The organism is Pelobacter propionicus DSM 2379 (assembly GCF_000015045.1).
Lineage (GTDB): Bacteria > Desulfobacterota > Desulfuromonadia > Geobacterales > Pseudopelobacteraceae > Pseudopelobacter > Pseudopelobacter propionicus.
Map to the genome: position 1 here is coordinate 3,475,407 of NC_008609.1, position 18,824 is coordinate 3,494,230.

The 18,824-nt window shown below is 61.3% G+C and carries 14 protein-coding genes; 2 read left to right on the top strand and 12 right to left on the bottom strand.

Annotated elements, in window-relative coordinates:
- Together PPRO_RS15750 and PPRO_RS15755 are read left to right on the top strand one after the other, a co-directional pair.
- Positions 1 to 3,921 (top strand): chemotaxis protein CheB, encoded by a 3,921-nt coding sequence (locus tag PPRO_RS15750; protein WP_011736990.1) that lies wholly within the window; start codon positions 1 to 3, stop codon positions 3,919 to 3,921.
- Between the two features lie 54 nt (positions 3,922 to 3,975).
- A complete protein-coding gene (locus tag PPRO_RS15755; RefSeq protein ID WP_011736991.1) occupies positions 3,976 to 4,362 on the top strand; it encodes a response regulator in 387 nt (128 codons plus the stop codon).
- A 251-nt stretch (positions 4,363 to 4,613) separates the two neighbouring features.
- Here the strand turns inward: PPRO_RS15755 and PPRO_RS15760 are convergent, their stop codons facing one another.
- The 12 genes from PPRO_RS15760 to PPRO_RS15815 all read right to left on the bottom strand — a co-directional run bounded on the left by PPRO_RS15760 (position 4,614) and on the right by PPRO_RS15815 (position 18,819).
- On the bottom strand, positions 4,614 to 5,378 hold the full coding sequence (locus PPRO_RS15760; RefSeq protein WP_011736992.1) for a fibronectin type III domain-containing protein: 765 nt from the start codon (positions 5,376 to 5,378) through the stop codon (positions 4,614 to 4,616).
- 94 nt (positions 5,379 to 5,472) lie between these two features.
- Complete coding sequence (gene argH, locus PPRO_RS15765; protein WP_011736993.1) at positions 5,473 to 6,849, bottom strand: argininosuccinate lyase; 1,377 nt, start codon at positions 6,847 to 6,849, stop codon at positions 5,473 to 5,475.
- 76 nt (positions 6,850 to 6,925) lie between these two features.
- Entirely contained in the window at positions 6,926 to 8,095 is a 1,170-nt protein-coding gene (locus PPRO_RS15770) for a hypothetical protein (protein ID WP_011736994.1), read from the bottom strand.
- On the bottom strand, positions 8,088 to 8,549 hold the full coding sequence (locus PPRO_RS15775) for an NUDIX domain-containing protein (protein ID WP_049759844.1): 462 nt from the start codon (positions 8,547 to 8,549) through the stop codon (positions 8,088 to 8,090). The genes PPRO_RS15770 and PPRO_RS15775 overlap by 8 nt, the downstream gene beginning before the upstream one ends.
- A 168-nt stretch (positions 8,550 to 8,717) precedes the next feature.
- Positions 8,718 to 9,944 carry an argininosuccinate synthase gene (locus tag PPRO_RS15780; protein WP_011736996.1) on the bottom strand — a complete coding sequence of 409 codons (1,227 nt, stop codon included), beginning with the start codon at positions 9,942 to 9,944 and terminating at the stop codon, positions 8,718 to 8,720.
- Between the two features lie 86 nt (positions 9,945 to 10,030).
- Entirely contained in the window at positions 10,031 to 10,948 is a 918-nt protein-coding gene (argF, locus tag PPRO_RS15785) for an ornithine carbamoyltransferase (protein WP_011736997.1), read from the bottom strand.
- Positions 10,949 to 10,962: 14 nt separating this feature from the next.
- Positions 10,963 to 12,159, bottom strand: a complete 1,197-nt coding sequence (locus PPRO_RS15790) for an acetylornithine transaminase (protein ID WP_011736998.1) — start codon at positions 12,157 to 12,159, stop codon at positions 10,963 to 10,965.
- Positions 12,160 to 12,172: 13 nt separating this feature from the next.
- The gene (gene argB, locus PPRO_RS15795; protein WP_011736999.1) at positions 12,173 to 13,051 is read right to left on the bottom strand and encodes an acetylglutamate kinase; all 879 of its coding nucleotides are present in this window, start codon (positions 13,049 to 13,051) and stop codon (positions 12,173 to 12,175) included.
- Between the two features lie 323 nt (positions 13,052 to 13,374).
- Entirely contained in the window at positions 13,375 to 14,487 is a 1,113-nt protein-coding gene (locus PPRO_RS15800) for a hybrid sensor histidine kinase/response regulator (protein ID WP_011737000.1), read from the bottom strand.
- A 31-nt stretch (positions 14,488 to 14,518) separates the two neighbouring features.
- Positions 14,519 to 17,155 (bottom strand): alanine--tRNA ligase, encoded by a 2,637-nt coding sequence (gene alaS / locus PPRO_RS15805; protein WP_011737001.1) that lies wholly within the window; start codon positions 17,153 to 17,155, stop codon positions 14,519 to 14,521.
- 37 nt (positions 17,156 to 17,192) lie between these two features.
- Entirely contained in the window at positions 17,193 to 17,684 is a 492-nt protein-coding gene (locus tag PPRO_RS15810) for a regulatory protein RecX (RefSeq protein ID WP_011737002.1), read from the bottom strand.
- Entirely contained in the window at positions 17,653 to 18,819 is a 1,167-nt protein-coding gene (locus PPRO_RS15815; protein WP_011737003.1) for a type IV pilus twitching motility protein PilT, read from the bottom strand. The genes PPRO_RS15810 and PPRO_RS15815 overlap by 32 nt, the downstream gene beginning before the upstream one ends.
- Between the last annotated feature and the right edge of the window lie 5 nt (positions 18,820 to 18,824).

The window sequence follows — 18,824 nt, forward strand, 5'->3', positions numbered from 1 at the left end:
ATGCCAGCAGTAGATCCGATCAGTGAAGAGACAACCTCGCCCACCTGCAGCTACATCGTCGGCATCGGCGCCTCCGCCGGAGGGCTGAACGCCCTGGAGCAGTTTTTCGACAACATGCCCCCCACCAGCGGCATGGCGTTCGTGGTCATCCAGCACCTTTCGCCGGACTTCAAGAGCCTGATGGACGACCTGCTTTCCCGCCACACCTCCATGTCCATCCACCGGGTGACCAACGGCATCGATCTCAGACCTGACACCGTTTACCTGATCCCCCCCAAAAGCCAGATGACGGTCAGGGAACAGAAGCTGTACCTGACCGAAAAGACCTCCAGCCAGCACCTGGAACTCCCCATCGACATCTTCTTCAAGTCACTGGCCGAAGACGTGGCCGAGCGGGCCATCGGCATCATCCTCTCCGGCACCGGCTCCGACGGCTCCCGCGGCATCAGATCGATCCATAACAACGGCGGCCTGGTGCTGGCCCAGTCGCCCGAGTCGGCCCAGTTCGACGGTATGCCGCGCAACGCCATAGCGGCGGGGGTATGCGACCTGATCCTCCCGCCGGACCGTATGCCGCGCATCCTGGTGGAATACGCCGCCAATCCCCTCCTGATACGCGGCAAACTGCGCCATGACCTGGATGTGTTCGAGGACGAAGGGGAGTTCGCCGAGATTTTCGCCCTCCTGCGCCGCAGCTACGATCTGGATTTCTCCAAATACAAGGGCTCCACCGTGGGGCGCCGCATCAGGCGCCGCATGGAATTCCGCCAGATTCCCGAGGTAGCGGATTACGCTTCGATCCTGTCCGGCGACCATGGAGAGCTGGAATCGCTTTACAAGGACCTGCTGATCGGTGTCACCGAATTTTTCCGCGACAAGCAGGCCTTCCGCCATCTGGAGCAGGAGATTGTGCCCAAACTGTTCACCAGGCTGCAGGCAGGAGAAGATCTGCGAGTCTGGTCAACGGGCTGCGCCACCGGGGAGGAAGCCTACTCTCTGGCCATCCTCCTGGCCGAGCGGGCCGAGGACATGGGGTTCATGGGCAAGATCACCGTCTTTGCCACCGACGTGCACCGTTCATCGCTGGATATTGCCTCCCAGGGAATATACGAACGGGAACGCCTGACCAACGTCAGCCCGGCGCGCCTGGAGCGTTTCTTCAGGAAGGAGGGGGGCAACCTGTTCCGGATCTGCGCGGAGCTGCGCAAGATTGTGGTCTTCGCCCCCCACAACCTGCTCAAGGACCCTCCCTTTACCCGGCTGGACCTGATCTGTTGCCGCAACCTGCTGATCTACTTCCAGCCGGCCGTACAGGAAAAGATCATCTCCCTGTTCCACTTCGCCCTCAAGACGGACGGCATCCTGTTTCTGGGGACCAGCGAGGGATTGGGCGCGTTCGCCGACGACTTCGAGGTTGTCGCCGGCCAGCACAAGATGTTCCGCAAGATCCGCGACCTGAAACTGGCTATCACCCTGGACACGGTGCGCTCCGACAAGGAACGCTCCCAGGCGCTGCCGCTCTTGCAGCCGACCCAGAGCAAGATGGTCAACCTGGACCGGCAGCTCCTGTTCGACTACGACACCCTCATGCGCAGGCACATGCCGCCCGGAGTGCTGATCAGCGAGAACCGCCAGATCATCCACTACTTTGGCAACGTGTCGGAATATCTGCGCATGCCGGAGGGGCGCATCGAAAACGATATTCTGCAGTTGGCCGAGGACAACCTGCACATCGCCCTCAGCACGGCGCTGCTGCGGGTCACCAAGTCCCGTCAGAGCGTCAGAACCCGCAATGTGCGCGTCAAGCGGGGTGCGGAAGAATTCCTGGTGGACCTGAGCGTGGAGCCGATACCGGATGACAAGAGCCGCACCAGCCATTACCACATCTTTTTCGAACGGGTCCGGACGACGGAGACCCCCGAGAACATCGACGAGGGCAGCTTCGACAGCAACCAGCAGTTCCGGCAGCACCTGCAGGACCTGGAGATGGAGTTGCAGTCGACCCGCGAGAACCTGCAGACCACCGTGGAGGAGTTGCAGACCAGCAACGAAGAACTCCAGGCGGCCAATGAGGAACTTCTTGCGGCCAACGAGGAGTTGCAGAGCACCAACGAGGAGCTGCATTCGGTCAACGAGGAGCTGTACTCGGTCAACTCGGAGTTCGAGCGGAAGAACATCGAGCTGAAACAGCTCAACACCGACCACGACAACCTGCTGGCCAGCATCGACATCGGCACGATCTTCCTGGACAACCAGATGCGCATTCGCAAGTTCAACCAGGCCATTGTCTCCTTCTTCAGACTGCTCCCCCAGGACATCGGTCGGCCCATCGATCACATCGCCTATCACCTCTCCCGACAGGAAGAACTCCTGGCCGACATCCAGCGCGTCCTGAACGAAGGAATCTGCCTGGAAAACGAGGAAACGACCCGGGACGGCACATGCCTGCTCAACCGCATCGTCCCCTTTCGAACCGAAACCGGCCAGATCGAGGGGGTGGTAATCACCTTCACGGATATCTCGCGGGTCAAGGAGGCGGAAATAAAAGTGACCCGCCTCAACGAAGAGCTCACCGGGCTGAACGCAGACCTGGAGAACAAGGTGGCCGAACGGACCCAGGAGCTGCGGGAAGAGGTCCGCGAGCGCCAGAGCGCCGAGGAGGCCGTGCGGGAACAGGACCGGTTCACCCGTTCATCACTGGATGCGCTGACCGCCCATATCTGCGTGATCGATGAATCGGGCAGCATCATCATCACAAACCGTTCCTGGTCCGAGTACGCCACAACCAACTGTTCCCGTAAATGCGCCGACGACAGCTTTGTCTGCAGTCTGTACCTGCTGTGCGAAAAGAAGAAGTTCAGCCATGATTCGGGGAACGTCTCACCCTCTCCGCAGTTCCTTGCGACGGCAAATCCGAAACCGGAAGGCAATTCAACGAAGTTTTTCGAAGGGGTCGCCGCGGCCCTGTCCGGCGAACAGCCCGAGTTTGTCATGGAGTACACCTGCAGTTCGACTAAGGGCCGAAAATGGTTCATTGTCAGGGTGAACGGGTTTACCTCGAATGGGCGCCGCTATGCGGTCATAGCCCATGAGAACATCACTGCCCGGAAGCAGATGGAAGAGGAATTGTCCCATAACCAGGAACAACTCAAAGAAATCAACCGTTCACTGGGGGAGCGTATAGACGAGTCCGTACTGGAACTGCGCAGAAAGGACCAATTCCTGATCAGCCAGAGCAGACGTGCCGCAATGGGAGAAATGATCGCCCATATTGCCCATCAGTGGCGGCAACCGCTGAACGCGCTCAGCCTGATGCTGGCTGATATCGAAGGAGCGCAATCTTACAATGAGCTGACACCGGAATACCTGCAACAATCCCTTGTCGACTGCAATATACTGATCCAGAAAATGTCTTCCACCATCGACGATTTCCGTAATTTTTTCAAACCGGACAAGGAAATTGTCGCCTTTTCCGCGCAACAGCAGATCAATGCCGCCATCTCGTTGGTAGCCCCGGAGTTCCGGGGCAGCAACATCGATATCCGTTTCGATGCGCCGCATGATGTAACCCTGCTGGGGTTTCCCAATGAATTTTCCCAGGTGCTGCTCAACCTGATTTCCAACGCCAGGGAAGCGGTCAGCTCCACGGATTCGGATAAAGGGTTGATTGAAATAGAACTAAAGGAAAGCAACGGACAGGGGTGCGTCGTGGTGCGTGATAACGGCGGCGGTATACCAAACGAAATTCACTCCAGGATTTTCGAGCCCTATTTTTCAACCAAAACTCATGGGACCGGCATCGGTCTGTCCATGTCAAAGATGATTATCGAACGCAACATGGGGGGAAACCTCGAGGCGCGCAACATTGAGGGGGGATCGGAGTTCCTCGTCACAATCCCGCTTGCAAACAGCAATCAGTAAATGCACCGGGCCACATACCTGGCCAGACACCATCGCAGAGGGAAACAATTTGTTATGACAGTTTGTAACGAGCGGGAGATAAAAACAATTCTCCACGCCGAGGACGACGATCTTGTGCGTAAATTAATGGCAAAAACGCTGTCACGTATGGGATACATGCTGATACCGGCAGTGAACGGGCAGGACGCGGTTGCGCAGTTCATCACCCACAGACAGGAGATCCAGTTGCTGGTGCTGGATCTGATCATGCCGAAAATGAACGGCTTGGAAGCATTAAATGAAATCAGAAAACTACAACCGGAAATCAAGGCCATATTTTGCAGCGCCTGCCCCGAGGCCATACTTCAGACCAGGGACAGCCTGGGTGACGGAGTCGCCATATTTTCAAAGCCCGTCAACATGATTCAGCTCACAGGCAAAATCCGGGAAATGCTCGGATAAAGGGCGTGGAATGCCCCATTAAGAGCGCACAGCAAGGCGGGCTGAAAGCTGTCGTGACTTCACGGTATCCAGCGCTGCTGATACGCCCGTACCAGGAAGTTCAGGCAAACCTGTGCAGAGCAAATCTGCGCTGACAATGAAAGAGAGCCTTCTGATGCAGGGTGAACACGCAAAGAGCCGCCACCCCTTGCCGGGTGGCGGCTCTTTCATGTCTCGCTGCGGGAGGCTCCCGCCCGATCGTCAACCCTATCCTACTCGTCCGTGACTCTCGTCAGCACCTGGTTGGAGAGTTCGCTCTCCACCAGTTCACCGTTGGGCATCTTCACGACGCTGCGGGCGGCATAGAGATAACTCAGCCTCCTGTCCAGCGTGCCGTCCAGATAGCGTGGTCCCCTGACCGGCTCCGGATTAAGCGGAACAGAGGGCAGACGTTCCCCCTGGACCGCCCGGTAGATGTTGTACCCCGCGAACGTCCCCTGTTCCACGGCACCGGGAGCCATGACCAGCTCGATCTGGATCGGATCCGGAACCGCCGTAAGCCCGGGCGGTGGAGGTGGCGCAACCATGGTCGCCGTAACCCGGGGGGAGGCCTGCCCTTCGGTACCGTCGGCAGTGAATGGTGTTACCGTATAGCTGTAGGCCTCGCCACCCCTCACGTCGCTGTCCAGGAGCCGTATCTGGCTGCCGGTGCGCTGTACGTCGTTTCCGGACAGCGGCTCAAGGTACAGGGTGCGGAAGAGGGCAAAATCCTCCGTGCAGGCGTTGCAACCGACCTCCTGGCCCGCGACCGTGACCCGCCTGAATATCTTCACCCCGGACAGATCCTTGAGCTCCCGGCCAGCCCGGTCCTTCCGGGGCAGCGTAAAGGAGAGCCTGATGGCCTGGCCTGCCTGGCGGGCGCTTACGGCAGCGGGTTGCGCCGGCACCAGCATGTCGGGATAGATCAGCGCCCCCCGTTTGCCACAGGCGGTCAGGGCCAGAGCAACAATGAACAGCAGGATTGCACGTATGCGCATACAAGAACCTTTCGGGAAACATGGAGTTGGCATGGGACGCAGCCTTAACCGCCCGGCAATGCCATAAATTACTCTTTCATGCGGCCGGAGAGCGCTACTTCCCCTTCCGGCAGCGGGCGATCTCGCCCTTGACCTGCTCCCGGGCCGTGCCGCCCGGCACGTTGCGCGCGTCGATGCAGGCATCCACGGTGATCGCCTCGAAGATGTCCTGCTCGAAACGGGGGGAGAAGAGCTCCCACTCGGTCAGGGTCAGGTCGGTGAGCTCCATCTCGTTCTCGACGCAGTAGGCAACAGCCTTGCCCACCGCCTCGTGGGCGTCGCGGAAGGCCACCCCCTTGCGCACCAGGTAGTCGGCCACATCCGTGGCAGTGGAGAAACCCTGGCCTGCGGCCCGGCCCATGGCCTCGGGATAGATGCTCATCTCCCTGATCATGTCGCTGAACACCTTCAGGCTCCCCTTGACCGTGTCGATGGTGTCGAAGAGCGGCTCCTTGTCCTCCTGCATGTCCTTGTTGTAGGCCAGGGGCAGGGACTTCATCACTGTCAGGAGCGCCATCAGGTTGCCGTAGACCCGGCCGGTCTTGCCCCGCACCAGCTCCGGCACATCGGGGTTCTTCTTCTGGGGCATGATGGAGGAGCCGGTGCAGAAGCCGTCGGACAGCTCGATGAACTTGAACTGGCTGGTGGACCAGAGGATCAGCTCCTCGGAGAGGCGGGACAGGTGCATCATCAGGATCGACGAGGCGGAGATGAACTCCAGGGCAAAGTCGCGGTCTGAGACGGAATCCAGGGAGTTGCGGGTGATGGCCGGGAAGCCGAGTTGCTCGGCCACGTAGTCACGATCGATGGGAAAGGTGGTGCCGGCCAGGGCGCCGGCGCCCAGGGGGAGCACGTTGACCCGTTTCAGGCAATCCTCCATGCGGCCGCTGTCCCTTTTAAACATCTCCACGTAGGCCAGCATGTGGTGGGCGAAGAGGATCGGCTGGGCGGTCTGCAGATGGGTGAAGCCGGGCATGACCACGTCCACGTTCTCCTCGGCCTGGGTCAGCAGCGCGTCGATCAAGAGGTCGATGTAGGAGGTGATCTCCACGATCTCGTCCCGCAGGTAGAGGCGGATGTCCAGGGCCACCTGATCGTTGCGCGAGCGGCCGGTGTGCAGACGCTTGCCCGCCTCGCCGATCCTGGCCGACAGGCGGGACTCGATGTTCATGTGGATATCTTCCAGGGAGATGGAGAAGTCGAAACTCCCCTCCTCGATCTGCAGCAGGATCTGCTGCAGCCCCTCCACGATGGCCTCCACATCCGCCTGGGGGATGATCCCCTGCTTGCCCAGCATGCGGGCATGGGCGATGGATCCCCGGATGTCCTGGTGGTACAGGCGCTTGTCAAACTGGATCGAGGCGGTGAACTCCTCGACAAAAGCATCGGTGGGCTGGGTGAAGCGGCCGCCCCAGAGTTTATCCTTGGACATATCTTCTCCTGTTGGCTTTCAGAATCAATCTCACAATCCCTGAATTCCCCCTCCCTTCAAGGGAGAGGATAGTGCATTACTGCCCCGGCGCCCGCGCCAGCTCGTAGCCCGAGGTCGAGCCGCCAACCTTCAGCTTGTGCCAGACACCGGTATCGTCCACCCCCATGACCGCATGCACCTTAAGGGAGATGCGCGACGTGCGCGGATCAAGTTGGTGCTCATGGGGAAGGTTGAAGTACAGAAGCCGCGTCCCCCTACCGAAGCGCAGCCGGCAAAACGGCGCACCGTCGAAGTCGTCACTGGAAATTTCCGGCAGCGCCACCCGCGCCAGGCGGTGCTTCCGGTTGATCACCACCGACGAATTGCCGAAGCCGTTTGCCTGGGGGATGTCCTCCATCCAGCTCTCGCCCGAGGCATTGCCGAACACGGTCACGGTCTCGCGAACGCCCGGGGTTTCCTCCAGGTACTCACCGTAGAAGCCGCTCAGCACGTCGCGATAGGCGCGGTGCTCAGGCTTGGGATTGCACTGGATCACGAACAGTGCGTTCAGCCCCTGGCGGGTCTTGAAAAAAAGCGTGTCGGCATGGTCGATGATCTGCCGGATGTTGGACGCGTACATGTCGCGGTAGAGGTAATCCAGGCAGATGATAGCCATGAAGTTGAAGCAGGCCGGGTACGAGCGGAATAGGTAGAAATGCCGCCCCCGGTAGAGATCGTGGAACTTGTCGATGTACTCCTCGCCATGGAAGGGGTGGCTCTTGGCCTCCAGGAACACCCGAAGATTGCCGTCGCTCTCCTTGATGGCGATGCAGCACCAGTTGACCGGCATGTCCAACACATCGCCCGAATCGATATCCCTGTCCACCAGGGCGAGCGCCTGGGCATTGTCCTCGCGGAAGCGCTCCAAGAGAGCCCGGTAGTCGCGCAGCCGCACATGCTCCACGCCGAAGATGGTCACCGTATCGGGGCGAAAACTCCTCGCGATGACCCCCAGCATGTCGTCGAAGCGGGCCATGGGCAGACAGGTCTCGGGAAAGAGCAGGATGTGCAGTTTCTTGAAGTTCCCCTCGCCGGCTGCCACCAACTCCAGCACCGACGAGACCATGCGCCAGGCATCGTCCGGGTCAACCACCGCGAACCCGGTCGCGGCCCGGGCAAGACGGTTGGGCAGTTGGGCGATCATGCAGTGCAGGTGATGCCCCAGGGGGAAATCCAGGTTCACCTTCGCAGGGATGATCTCAGGCATGTGCGCTACCCGAAACGCCGCTTTTCCGGAATTTTGGAATGACCTTTTCGAGGATGAAGCCGGCCCCCTCGGCCAGGTGGTAGCCGGCCAGGTCAGGGAAGGCTACCCAGGCAACCTCGCTGACCTCATCCTCGTTATGGACGATGCTGCAGGAGAGCGGGCGGCAGAGGTAGTAGATGATCACGAAATGATACTTGTCCTCGCCCGGCGTCACATGCTCGAAGACATCGATCAGGTCGTCCACATCCACCTCGATGCCCACCTCTTCGCGCACCTCGCGCTTGAGCGCATCGAGAATGGGCTCTCCCAGGTCGATCTTGCCCCCCGGCATGACCCACAGATTCTTGAAGGGGGGAATGCTCCGCCTGGTCAGGAGTACCCGTTCTTCCTCGTCCACGATCACCGCCACCACGGAGGTGACGATGTGCTCTTTCTTGAAGCGTTTCTTTTTCATCGGGAGAGCGGTGGTTAAAAATGTATCCGGGAATTGGGGGGCCGGGATCAGGAAGAGTGGCATGCTGAACCTGCCCATTCCCCTCATATCCCACAGGCCTGCCGCGAGGGGGAGCGCAGAGACCTCCCCCTCGACAGCAGGATCACCTTACTCTGTACCTCTCACTCCTCACTTCTTCTTGGCCGCCTGCATCATGGACCTGATGCGCAGGCGGAGCGAATTGATCCTGATGAACCCTTCGGCGTCGGCCTGGTTGTAGACCTGGTCCTTCTCGAAGGTGGCGAAATCCTGGTTGAAGAGCGAGTCAGTATCGGACTTGCGCCCCACGGTGCGGCAGTATCCCTTGTAGAGTTTCAGGCGGGCCACGCCGTTGACGCACTTCTGGGAATCGTCGATCAGCGCCTGCAGCATCTCGCGCTCCGGCGAAAACCAGTAGCCGGCATAGACGAGGCGGGCGTACTCGGGGATCAGGCCGTCGCGGATGCGCATGACCTCGCGGTCCATGGTGATCTGCTCCACCGCCATGTGGGCCTCGCGCAGGATGGTGCCGCCCGGCGTCTCGTACACACCGCGGGACTTCATGCCCACCGAGCGGTTCTCCAGCAGGTCCACCCGGCCAATGCCGTGCTGTCCACCCAGGTAGTTGAGGTGGGCCAAAAGCTGGGCCGGGGTCATCTTCTCGCCATCCACGGCAACGGCGTTGCCGTTCTTGAACTCGATCTCCACGTACTGCGGCTTGTTGGGCGCCTTTTCCGGAGCCGTGGTCAGCACGTACATCTCCTCGGGCGCCTCGGCCCAGGTATCCTCCAGGATGCCCCCTTCGAAGGAGATGTGCAGCAGGTTGCGGTCCGAGGACCAGGGGCGCTTCTTGGTGACCGGCACCGGAATGCCGTTCTTCTTGGCGTAGTCGATCAGGGCCTGGCGGCTGTTCAGGTCCCAGGTGCGCCAGGGGGCCACGATCTTGATGTTGGGATTGAAGTGGTAGTAGCCCAGCTCGAAGCGGACCTGGTCGTTGCCCTTGCCGGTGGAGCCGTGGGAGACCGCGTCACACCCCTCTTTGGCGGCGATCTCCATCTGGCGCTTGGCGATCAGCGGCCGGGCGATGGAGGTGCCCAGCAGGTAGTGCCCCTCGTAGATGGCGTTGGCGCGGAACATGGGAAAGACGAAGTCGCGCACGAACTCCTCGCGCAGGTCGTCGATGTAGACCACGTCGGCACCGGTGGCCAGTGCCTTTTCGCGCACCGGGTCCAGCTCCTCCCCCTGCCCCAGGTCGGCGGAAAAGGCCACTACCCTGCAGCCGTACTCGTTCTTGAGCCACTTAAGGATGATCGAGGTATCCAAACCGCCCGAATATGCCAGGACGACGTTTTTGATGTCCATTTTCTGCTGTGTCATGCGCTTCTCCTTACCATGTTGAATGTGTCGCAAAGCCCTGCCGCGGCCGGTTCTCTCCCCAGGGGAGGAGGGGCACGGGAAAGGCCCTACTCTCCGCCCATCAGGGTGGCCATGATCGCCTTCTGAGCGTGCAGCCGGTTCTCGGCCTCGTCCCAGACCCGGGAGTTGGACCCCTCGATGACCGAATCGGAAATTTCCTCGCCGCGATGGGCGGGCAGGCAGTGCAGTACGATGTGGTCCGGATGGGCCAGCCCTGCCAGTGCGTCGTCAAGGCAAAAGCCGCCGAAGGCCTGCTCGCGCACCTTCTGCTCGGCCTCCATGCCCATGCTGGCCCAGACGTCGGTGTTGATCACATGGGCACCGCTCACCGCCTCTTTGGGGTCAGCCGTGAGGGTAACCCTGCCGGGCGCCCGCTCCGCGGCCCAGGCCATGACCTTGGCATCCGGCTCGTACCCCTGCGGGCAGGCAAGGGCCAGGTCGAAGCCGAAGATGGCGGCAGCCTCGATCCAGGTGTTGGCCATGTTGTTGCCGTCGCCGACCCAGGCGAACTTCAGCCCGGCGTAGCCCCCCTTATGCTCCATGACCGTCATCACGTCGGCCATGATCTGGCAGGGGTGGAACAGGTCGGTCAGGCCGTTGATCACCGGCACCGTGGCGTAGGCGGCCAGCTCGTCCACGATCTCCTGCCCGAAGGTGCGGATCATGATGCCGTCGCAGTAGCGGGAGAGCACGCGGGCAGTGTCCTTGAGCGGTTCGCCGCGCCCCATCTGGGATGTGCCGGTGGAGATGAATAGACCGTGCCCCCCCAGCTGGTAGATGCCGACCTCGAAGGAGATGCGGGTGCGGGTGGATGATTTGTCGAAGATCATGGCCAGGGTCTTGCCCTTGAGCAGATGATGTTCGCCCCCCTGCTTCTGCTCCTGCTTAAGCTCGATGGCCAGCGCCAGCAGCCGGTCCAGTTCTTCCTTGGTGTAGTCGTGCAGCGAGAGAAAGTGTCGCGCCATAGTGCACCCCCTTGTTATGCCTCGACCTCGGCCAAGATGCCGTCGAGAATGAAAATCATCTGATCAACTTCCTGTTTGGTTACGATCAGCGGCGGCACGAAACGCAGTACCGTGTCGTGCACCGCATTGAGCAGCACGCCCCGTTCATGCCCCTTCCTGACGATGTCCCCCGCCGGAATGGAGAGGGGCATGCCGACCATCAGGCCGATGCCGCGCACCGGGCCGGCAAAGGGATACGTCTGCGCCAGTTTTTCCAGCTCTGCCATGAGATAGGCGCCGGTTTCCCTGGTGCGGGCAAGGATATCCTCGTCCAGCATGACGCGCAGGGTCGCCACGGCGGCTGCGCAGACCAGCGGATTGCCCCCGAAGGTGGAGCCGTGGGTGCCGGGGGTGAAGGAGGCGGCGATCTCGTCCTTGGCCAGCATGGCGCCGATGGGCGCTCCCCCTGCCAGGGCCTTGGCCAGGGTCATGATGTCCGGGGTGCAGTCGAAGTTTTCGTAGGCGAAGAGCCTGCCGGTGCGTCCCATGCCCACCTGGACCTCGTCGAAGATGAGCAGCAGGTTGTACTCGTCGCAGATGCGGCGCACCTCCCGGAAATAGTCCGACGAGGGGATGTTGACCCCGCTCTCCCCCTGGATCGGCTCCAGCATGATGGCGCAGGTGGCCGGCGTAATCGCCGCCTCCAGCGCCGCCGGGTCGTTGAAGGGGACGTGGCTGAAGCCGTGCAGCAGCGGATCGAAGAAGCGCTGCACCTTCTCCTGGCCGGTGGCGGAGACGGTGGCCATGGTGCGGCCGTGGAATGAGTCGGTGGCGGTGATGATGGCGAACCGCTCCGGTCCAAAATTGTCACGGCTGTACTTGCGGGCCAGCTTGATGGCCGCCTCGTTGGCCTCGGCCCCGCTGTTGCAGAAGAAGGCCTTGTCGGCAAAGGAGTTCTGGCAGAGCAGTTCAGCCAGTTCGATCTGGCGCGGTATCTGGTACAGGTTGGAGCAGTGGATCATCTCGCCGGCCTGGCGTCTCAGTGCCTCGACAACCTTGGGGGGGCAGTGCCCCAGGTTGTTGACCGCGATGCCGCCCAGGAAATCCAGATATTCCCTGCCGTCGGCATCCCACAGACGGCATCCCTCGCCGCGCAGCGGCACCAGCGGGAAACGTCCGTAGTTCTTCATGATGTACCTGTCCGATTTTTCGATCCACTGTTCAGAATTCATGGTTACCTCGCTGTCACTTTTGTATCTCGGTCCCGATGCCCACGTCGGTGAAGATCTCCAGCAGCACCGCGTGTTCCACCCGGCCGTCGATGATATGGGCCTTTTTCACCCCTTCTTCCAGGGCGTCGGCGCAACAGACCACCTTGGGGATCATGCCACCGGTGATGGCCTCCTCGCGGATCAGGCGATGCATGTCCGCCACGGCAATGCTGGAAAGGAGCTGCCCGGCCTTGTCCTTGACCCCTTCGATGTCGGTCAAAAGGATCAGTTTCTCGGCATTGAGCGCCGCCGCCACCCGGCCAGCCACCAGGTCGGCGTTGATGTTGTAGCTCTCCCCCTGGGGGCCCACCCCCACCGGCGCGATGACCGGGAGATAGTTGCCGTTTTCCAGTGCCTTGAGCAGGTCGGTGTTGACCTTGACCACGTCCCCCACATAGCCCATGTCCACCTGCTCCGTCGTGCCGTCATCACCGACCACATCCTGGAGCAGCTTTTTGGAGAGGAGCAGCGTACCGTCCTTGCCGGACAGACCGACGGCCCTGCCACCGTGCTGGTTCAGGTAGCCCACGACCTCCTTGTTGACCTGCCCCACCAGCACCATCTCCACCACCGCCATGGTCTCGCTGTCGGTGACCCGCATCCCTTTGACGAACTGGGAGACGATACCATAGCGCTTGAGGGTCTGGTTGATCTGCGGCCCACCGCCGTGGACGATGACCGCGTTGATCCCCAGCGACCTGAGCATGATCACGTCCAGGGCAAAAGACTCCTTCAGCTTCTCGTCGGACATGGCGTGGCCGCCGTACTTGATGACAAAGGTTTTTCCGGCAAAGCGCCTGATATAGGGGAGCGCCTCCATCAGGTTGTTTGCCTTCTCAATCAGTTTTTCCATGGGGTAGTCCTCTGCTGCAACGTTTGAAATTCGTCAGGTGACAACCGACTGCGTTCGTGCGGACGGGCTCTTTCTGTAACTCCAGGATTATTTCGCTACAGCCGATAAACTCGCCCTTCGGGCTCAGACAGTATCGGCTGTTGACGCTTCATTTCGCCAGGAATTACGACGAAAGAGCCCTGATGCACTCACTCCGGCGGTTGTCACCTGCCCTTTTCAGAATACAGCAAACCTGTATCGGGGTTGCCTGACTCCCGGCGCCGAAAAAAAAAGCCATCCGCAAAGGTGGCAGTCTAACGCAAAATAAACAAAACCTCAAAAACTTATTGCAGGGGAAGCACGATGGTGACGGTCGTTCCCGACCCGGGTTCGCTCTCCAGGGTGATTGCCCCTCCGTGCAGAAGGACGTATTCCCTGGCGTAGAACAGTCCCAACCCCAGGCCGCGCACCTGTCCGGTGCCGTCCGGATCCACCTGGTAGAACTTGTCGAACACCTTTTCCTGCTCCTCACGGGGGATGCCGGAGCCTGAATCGACGACAACGATCTTGATCTCGCCGTTACCCTGACAGAGGGCGACGGACACCCGGCCCGGCTCTGGTGAAAACTTGTAGGCGTTGTCGATGACCTGCTGGAGGGCGAAGGCGATCTTGCGGAGGTCGAGGTTCAAGGATTCTAGGGTGCTCGGTTCAAAAAACGTCTCCACACCCGGCTTGGCCTGGGACTCGGGTGACTCCTGCAGCGCGTTGGCCACCAGGGAGACGAGGTCGACCTTCTCAGGCCGCACCTCTTCTCCTCCCATTACCTGGCTGAACAGCAACAGCTCATCCACCAACCGCCCCAGATAGGAGGCTTCCTCACCGGCTGTGGCAATGGCCTGGCGGCAGCCGTTCGCGCCCGAGCCGCAGACGCTCTGATCGAGGTATTCCAGAATCAGCGAGATATTGGTGATCGGCGTGCGCAGCTTGTGGGAGATGAGGGAGAGGAAACCGCTTCTCAGGCACTCCAACCTCTTCTTATCAGCCGCCTCCGCCCGCAGGATCTTCCTGAAAAGCACCTTTTCAATGGATTCCCGCAGCTGCAGCTGGATGAACTGCTTGCAGATGAAGTCGTCCACCCCTTCCCTCAGGGACCTGAGCACGGTTTCCTGGTCGGCGCAAGCGCTCATGATGATCACCAGCGCATCGGGCTGAAGTCCCTTGATGCGCCTGAGCAGGTCGATGCCGCACTCACCCGGAATCTTCGCATCGGTCAGGACGAGGTCAACCGCTTCGTTCTCGAACATTTTCAGGGCTTCGGTACAGTTCCGCGCCTGGAGCACCCGATACCCTCTCAGCACCCGGCCACAGAGGGCGAGGATGGCGCTGTCGTCATCCACGACCAGAATCGTCCTCTTTTGCCGATGATCTCCTCTGTCGTTCCGATGGCGTCGTTTCACGCACCCTCCCACAAGACACCCATGGGCGCTGCTACTGCTCAGCCAGCACCTGTCTCGCGGCAGCCAGGGCCTCGGCCAGGTTTTCCGGACGGGAACCGCCCGCCTGGGCCAGTTCCGGTTTTCCGCCGCCGCTCCCCCCCACCAGGGGGGCCAGCTTCTTCACCAGATCGCCGGCCTTGACGGTTCCGCTCAGTTCCCTGGTCACCGCCACCAGCAGGTTGGCCTTGCCGCCGATTGCCGCCCCCAGCACGATCACCCCCTGGCCGATGCGCTCCTTGAGGGTGTCGGAGAGGTCGCGCAGCGCCTTCACATCCTCCACCCGCACCTCGGCCGCCAGCAGTTTGATGCCGCCAACCTCCTCCACACCGGAGAGCAGGTCTCCCGAGGCTGCCGCGTTGAGCTTACCCTGCAGCGACTCGATCTCGCGCTGCATCTCCCTCTGGCGGGCCAGGAGCTTCTCCAGTCGCTCAGGCAGGTTGCCCCCCTCGGCCTTCAGCAAGCCGGCCAGGGCCCGCTGCTCGTCCTCCATCTGGCGCACGAAGGAGAGCGCGCCGCCTCCGGTTTGTGCCTCGATACGGCGCACGCCGGCGGCTATGCCGGTCTCGGTAATGATCTTGAACAGCCCGATTTCGCCCGTGGCACGCACATGGGTTCCGCCGCACAGCTCCATGCTCACCTCACCGGCCCGCACGACGCGCACATTATCACCGTACTTCTCGTCGAAGAGCGCCGTGGCGCCGGCTTCGATGGCGCTGGCCATATCCATCTGGGTGATCACGACCGGCTGGTTGTCCATGACAAACCCGTTGACCAGTGTCTCGACCCTACGAATCTCCTCTGTGGTCATGGCGGTGAAGTGGATGAAGTCGAAGCGGAGCCGGTCAGGGGAGACCAGCGAACCGGCCTGTTTGACATGTTCTCCCAGCACCCTGCGCAAGGCGGCCTGAAGCAGGTGGGTGGCGGTGTGGTTGCGCGCCGTGGCGCTCCGCTCGGGACGCGAGACCCTGAGGTCGGCCCCGTCTCCCTTCCTGATGATGCCCTCCCTGACGGTTGCGTGGTGCACGATCAGGTCGCTGTAGGGGCGGCTGGCACCGCTCACCTCCAGGTGGCTGTTGCCGGTGGAGATGGAACCACAATCCCCTTTCTGGCCTCCCGACTCGCCGTAGAAGGGGGTCGATTCCGTTACCAACTCGATGGTCTCCCCCGCTGTTGCGCTCTCCACCTCCACGCCGTCACGGATGATCGCCAGAACCGGCGACAGGGCCGACAGCCCGTCATAGCCGACGAATTCTCCGCGGATGCCGCGGGAGTACAGTTCCTTGTAGACCCGGCCGATCCCCTCGGCACCGGATCCCTTCCAGTGTTCGCGGGCCTGTTCCCGCTGGCGCTCCATGCACTGCTCGAACCCGGCTTCGTCGATGGTGAATCCCTCGCTCTCCACGATGTCAGCGGTAAGGTCGATGGGAAAGCCGTAGGTGTCGTAGAGCCTGAAAAGCACATCCCCCGGAATGACCGTCGATCCGGCCGCGCGCATCCTGGCCACCTCGTCGTTGAGCATGGCCAGCCCGCGGTCCAGGGTCTCGGCGAAACGCTGCTCCTCGGCCAGGATGACCTTTTTGATGTATTCCTCGCGTTCCACGAGCTCCGGATAGGCAGCCCCCATCATGTCGCGCACAGCGTCCACCATGTGGCAGAGCATGGGGTCGGCGAGCCCCAGCATCTTGGCATGGCGGGCGGCGCGGCGCATGATGCGGCGCAGCACGTAGCCACGCCCCTCGTTGCTGGGCAGGGCACCGTCGCAGATCAGAAAGGTCACCGCCCGGGCGTGGTCGGCGATAACCCGCATGGAGACGTCGTCCCGCTCGTCCTTCCCGTATGTCTTGCCCGAAAGCCGCTCCACATGGCGGATGATCCCCTGGATCAGATCGGTGTCGTAGTTGCTGGTCACCCCCTGCATGACCGCCGAGATGCGCTCCAGCCCCATGCCGGTGTCCACCGACGGCTTGGGAAGCGGCGTCAGCACGCCGTCGGTCGAGCGGTCGAACTGCATGAAGACGTTGTTCCAGATCTCCATGTAGCGATCGCAGTCGCACCCCACGGTACAGTCGGGACTGCCGCAGCCGGCTGCCTCCCCCTGGTCGTAGAAGATCTCCGAGCAGGGGCCGCAGGGGCCGGTGTCGCCCATGGACCAGAAGTTGTCCTTCTCGCCGAAGCGGAAGATGCGTTCCAGCGGCACCCCCTCCTGCTGGTGCCAGATATCGGCGGCCTCCTGGTCGTCCGTGTAGACGGAGACGTAGAGGCGGTTTTTGTCCAGCTTCAGGTCCCGGGTCAGGAACTCCCAGGCAAAGGCGATGGCCTCTTTTTTGAAATAATCCCCAAAGGAGAAGTTCCCCAGCATCTCGAAGAAGGTATGGTGGCGTGCCGTGCGGCCGACGTTCTCCAGGTCGTTGTGCTTGCCGCCGGCCCGCACGCATTTCTGGGAGCTGCAGGCCCGTGTATAGTCACGTTTTTCCATGCCGAGGAAGCAATCCTTGAACTGGTTCATGCCGGCATTGGCGAACATGAGCGTGGGGTCGTTCTTGGGAATGATGCCCGAGCTGGGCACGATGGTATGCCCCCGCTCCGCGAAAAATGTCAAAAACCGTCTGCGAATCTCGCTGCCTGTCATCTGGTAGTCCTTACATTGCATGAAAGTAGTGGTACGGCTATGCGTTCCTCATGGCTCGCATGACCGTGGAAAAGCGGAAGCCGCGGCGTTGCAGAAATCCGGCCACGCGGCGTTTTTCGTGGTCGCCGGATGCCGCGAAGGTGAAAGCGGGAAACCGTTTGGCCAGCATCTGGCACGCCTGTTCATCCTCGTCATGATCAAGGCAGAGACGGGCCAGCTGCTCGTCAATCAGCTCTTCGGGCACCCCACGCCGGAGCATTTCCTGCCTCAGGCGCACGCCGACGTAGCGGCCCGAGGTCAGCGCCGACTCGGAGAAGCGTTCGGCAAAGCGGCGGTCGCTGAGCCACCCTTCCTCTTCCAGCCGCGAAACCACCTGCTCCAGATCCTCCTCCCGCAACTGCCTGGCACGAAGCTTCTGTTTCAAGGCGGCAACCGTGTAGTCGCGGCCGGCCAGGAGTCTCAGGGCGTACTGCCTCCCCTGTTCGGGAGAGGATGGGTCAGTATTTTTCGATCTCGATCTTGTCGTCAACTTTGACCGGCTCGGAAGCGTCATCTTCCCTGTGCTCGAAACCATCCCAGGAGGAATCGGAAGTGGACGAGATGCCGGAGATCTTGAGGGCAAAGTCATCCGGGTTGGAGCACTGCCTCAAGGCCTCTTCGTAGGTGATCATCTTGGAGCTGAACAGCTTCATCAGCGACTGGTCGAAGGTCTGCATGCCGTAGGAGATGAAACCCTGGGCGATGGCGTCTCCCAGCTGCTTGGTCTTGTCCTTGTCGTCGATGCATTCCCGCACGCGGGCGGTTCCCAGCAGGATCTCCACCGCCGGCACGCGTCCCTTGCCGTCGGCCCGGGGCACCAGGCGCTGGGAGATAACCCCCTTGATGACCCCGGCCAGTTGCATGCGAACCTGGCGCTGGTGGTAGGGGGGGAACACACTGATGATGCGGTTGACCGTCTCGGCGGCATCCAGGGTGTGCAGGGTGGACATGACCAGGTGGCCGGTCTCGGCCGCGGTCAGGGCGGTCTCGATGGTCTCGTAGTCGCGCATCTCGCCCACCAGGATCACGTCCGGGTCCTGACGCAGTGCACCCTTGAGCGCTCCGGAAAAGGTTGGGGTATCCGTACCCACCTCACGCTGACTGATGATGCTCTTGTTGTCTCGGTGCAGGAACTCCACCGGGTCTTCGATGGTGATGATGTTGCAGGTGCGGCTCTGGTTGATGGTATCGATCATGGCCGCCAGGGTACTGGACTTGCCCGAACCGGTGGTGCCGGTAACCAAGATCAGGCCGCGTTCCTCCATGCACATCTTTTTGATCACCGGCGGCAGGTTGAGACCATCCAAGGTGGGGATGGCGAAGGAGATGGCGCGAAAGACCATGGCAACGGTGCCGCGCTGGCGGTACACGCTGACCCTGAAGCGTCCCAGGCCGGGCACGGCATAGGCCAGGTCCACCTCGGAACTTTCCTCGAAGATGCGCCGCTGGCGGTCGTTCATCATGGACTGGGCCATGTTTCCCACGATATCGGGTGCCAGCCGGGGGGCATTGGGGATGGGGTGCAGCCTGCCGTCGATGCGCACGATGGGGGGCAGGCCGGTCTTGATGTGAATGTCGGAACCCTTGGCCTTGACGGCAATGGTGAGAATCTCGTTCAGATTCATGGCAA

Excerpts from the sequence above, each read along its gene's own strand:
- PPRO_RS15770 (WP_011736994.1), bottom strand. The coding sequence starts at position 8,095 with ATGCCTGAGATCATCCCTGCGAAGGTGAACCTGGATTTCCCCCTGGGG.
- alaS (WP_011737001.1), bottom strand. The coding sequence starts at position 17,155 with ATGACAGGCAGCGAGATTCGCAGACGGTTTTTGACATTTTTCGCGGAG.
- argF (WP_011736997.1), bottom strand. The coding sequence starts at position 10,948 with ATGGCGCGACACTTTCTCTCGCTGCACGACTACACCAAGGAAGAACTG.
- argB (WP_011736999.1), bottom strand. The coding sequence starts at position 13,051 with ATGGAAAAACTGATTGAGAAGGCAAACAACCTGATGGAGGCGCTCCCC.
- PPRO_RS15755 (WP_011736991.1), top strand. The coding sequence starts at position 3,976 with ATGACAGTTTGTAACGAGCGGGAGATAAAAACAATTCTCCACGCCGAG.
- PPRO_RS15775 (WP_049759844.1), bottom strand. The coding sequence starts at position 8,549 with ATGAAAAAGAAACGCTTCAAGAAAGAGCACATCGTCACCTCCGTGGTG.
- PPRO_RS15760 (WP_011736992.1), bottom strand. The coding sequence starts at position 5,378 with ATGCGCATACGTGCAATCCTGCTGTTCATTGTTGCTCTGGCCCTGACC.
- argH (WP_011736993.1), bottom strand. The coding sequence starts at position 6,849 with ATGTCCAAGGATAAACTCTGGGGCGGCCGCTTCACCCAGCCCACCGAT.
- PPRO_RS15815 (WP_011737003.1), bottom strand. The coding sequence starts at position 18,819 with ATGAATCTGAACGAGATTCTCACCATTGCCGTCAAGGCCAAGGGTTCC.
- PPRO_RS15790 (WP_011736998.1), bottom strand. The coding sequence starts at position 12,159 with ATGAATTCTGAACAGTGGATCGAAAAATCGGACAGGTACATCATGAAG.
- PPRO_RS15750 (WP_011736990.1), top strand. The coding sequence starts at position 1 with ATGCCAGCAGTAGATCCGATCAGTGAAGAGACAACCTCGCCCACCTGC.
- PPRO_RS15780 (WP_011736996.1), bottom strand. The coding sequence starts at position 9,944 with ATGACACAGCAGAAAATGGACATCAAAAACGTCGTCCTGGCATATTCG.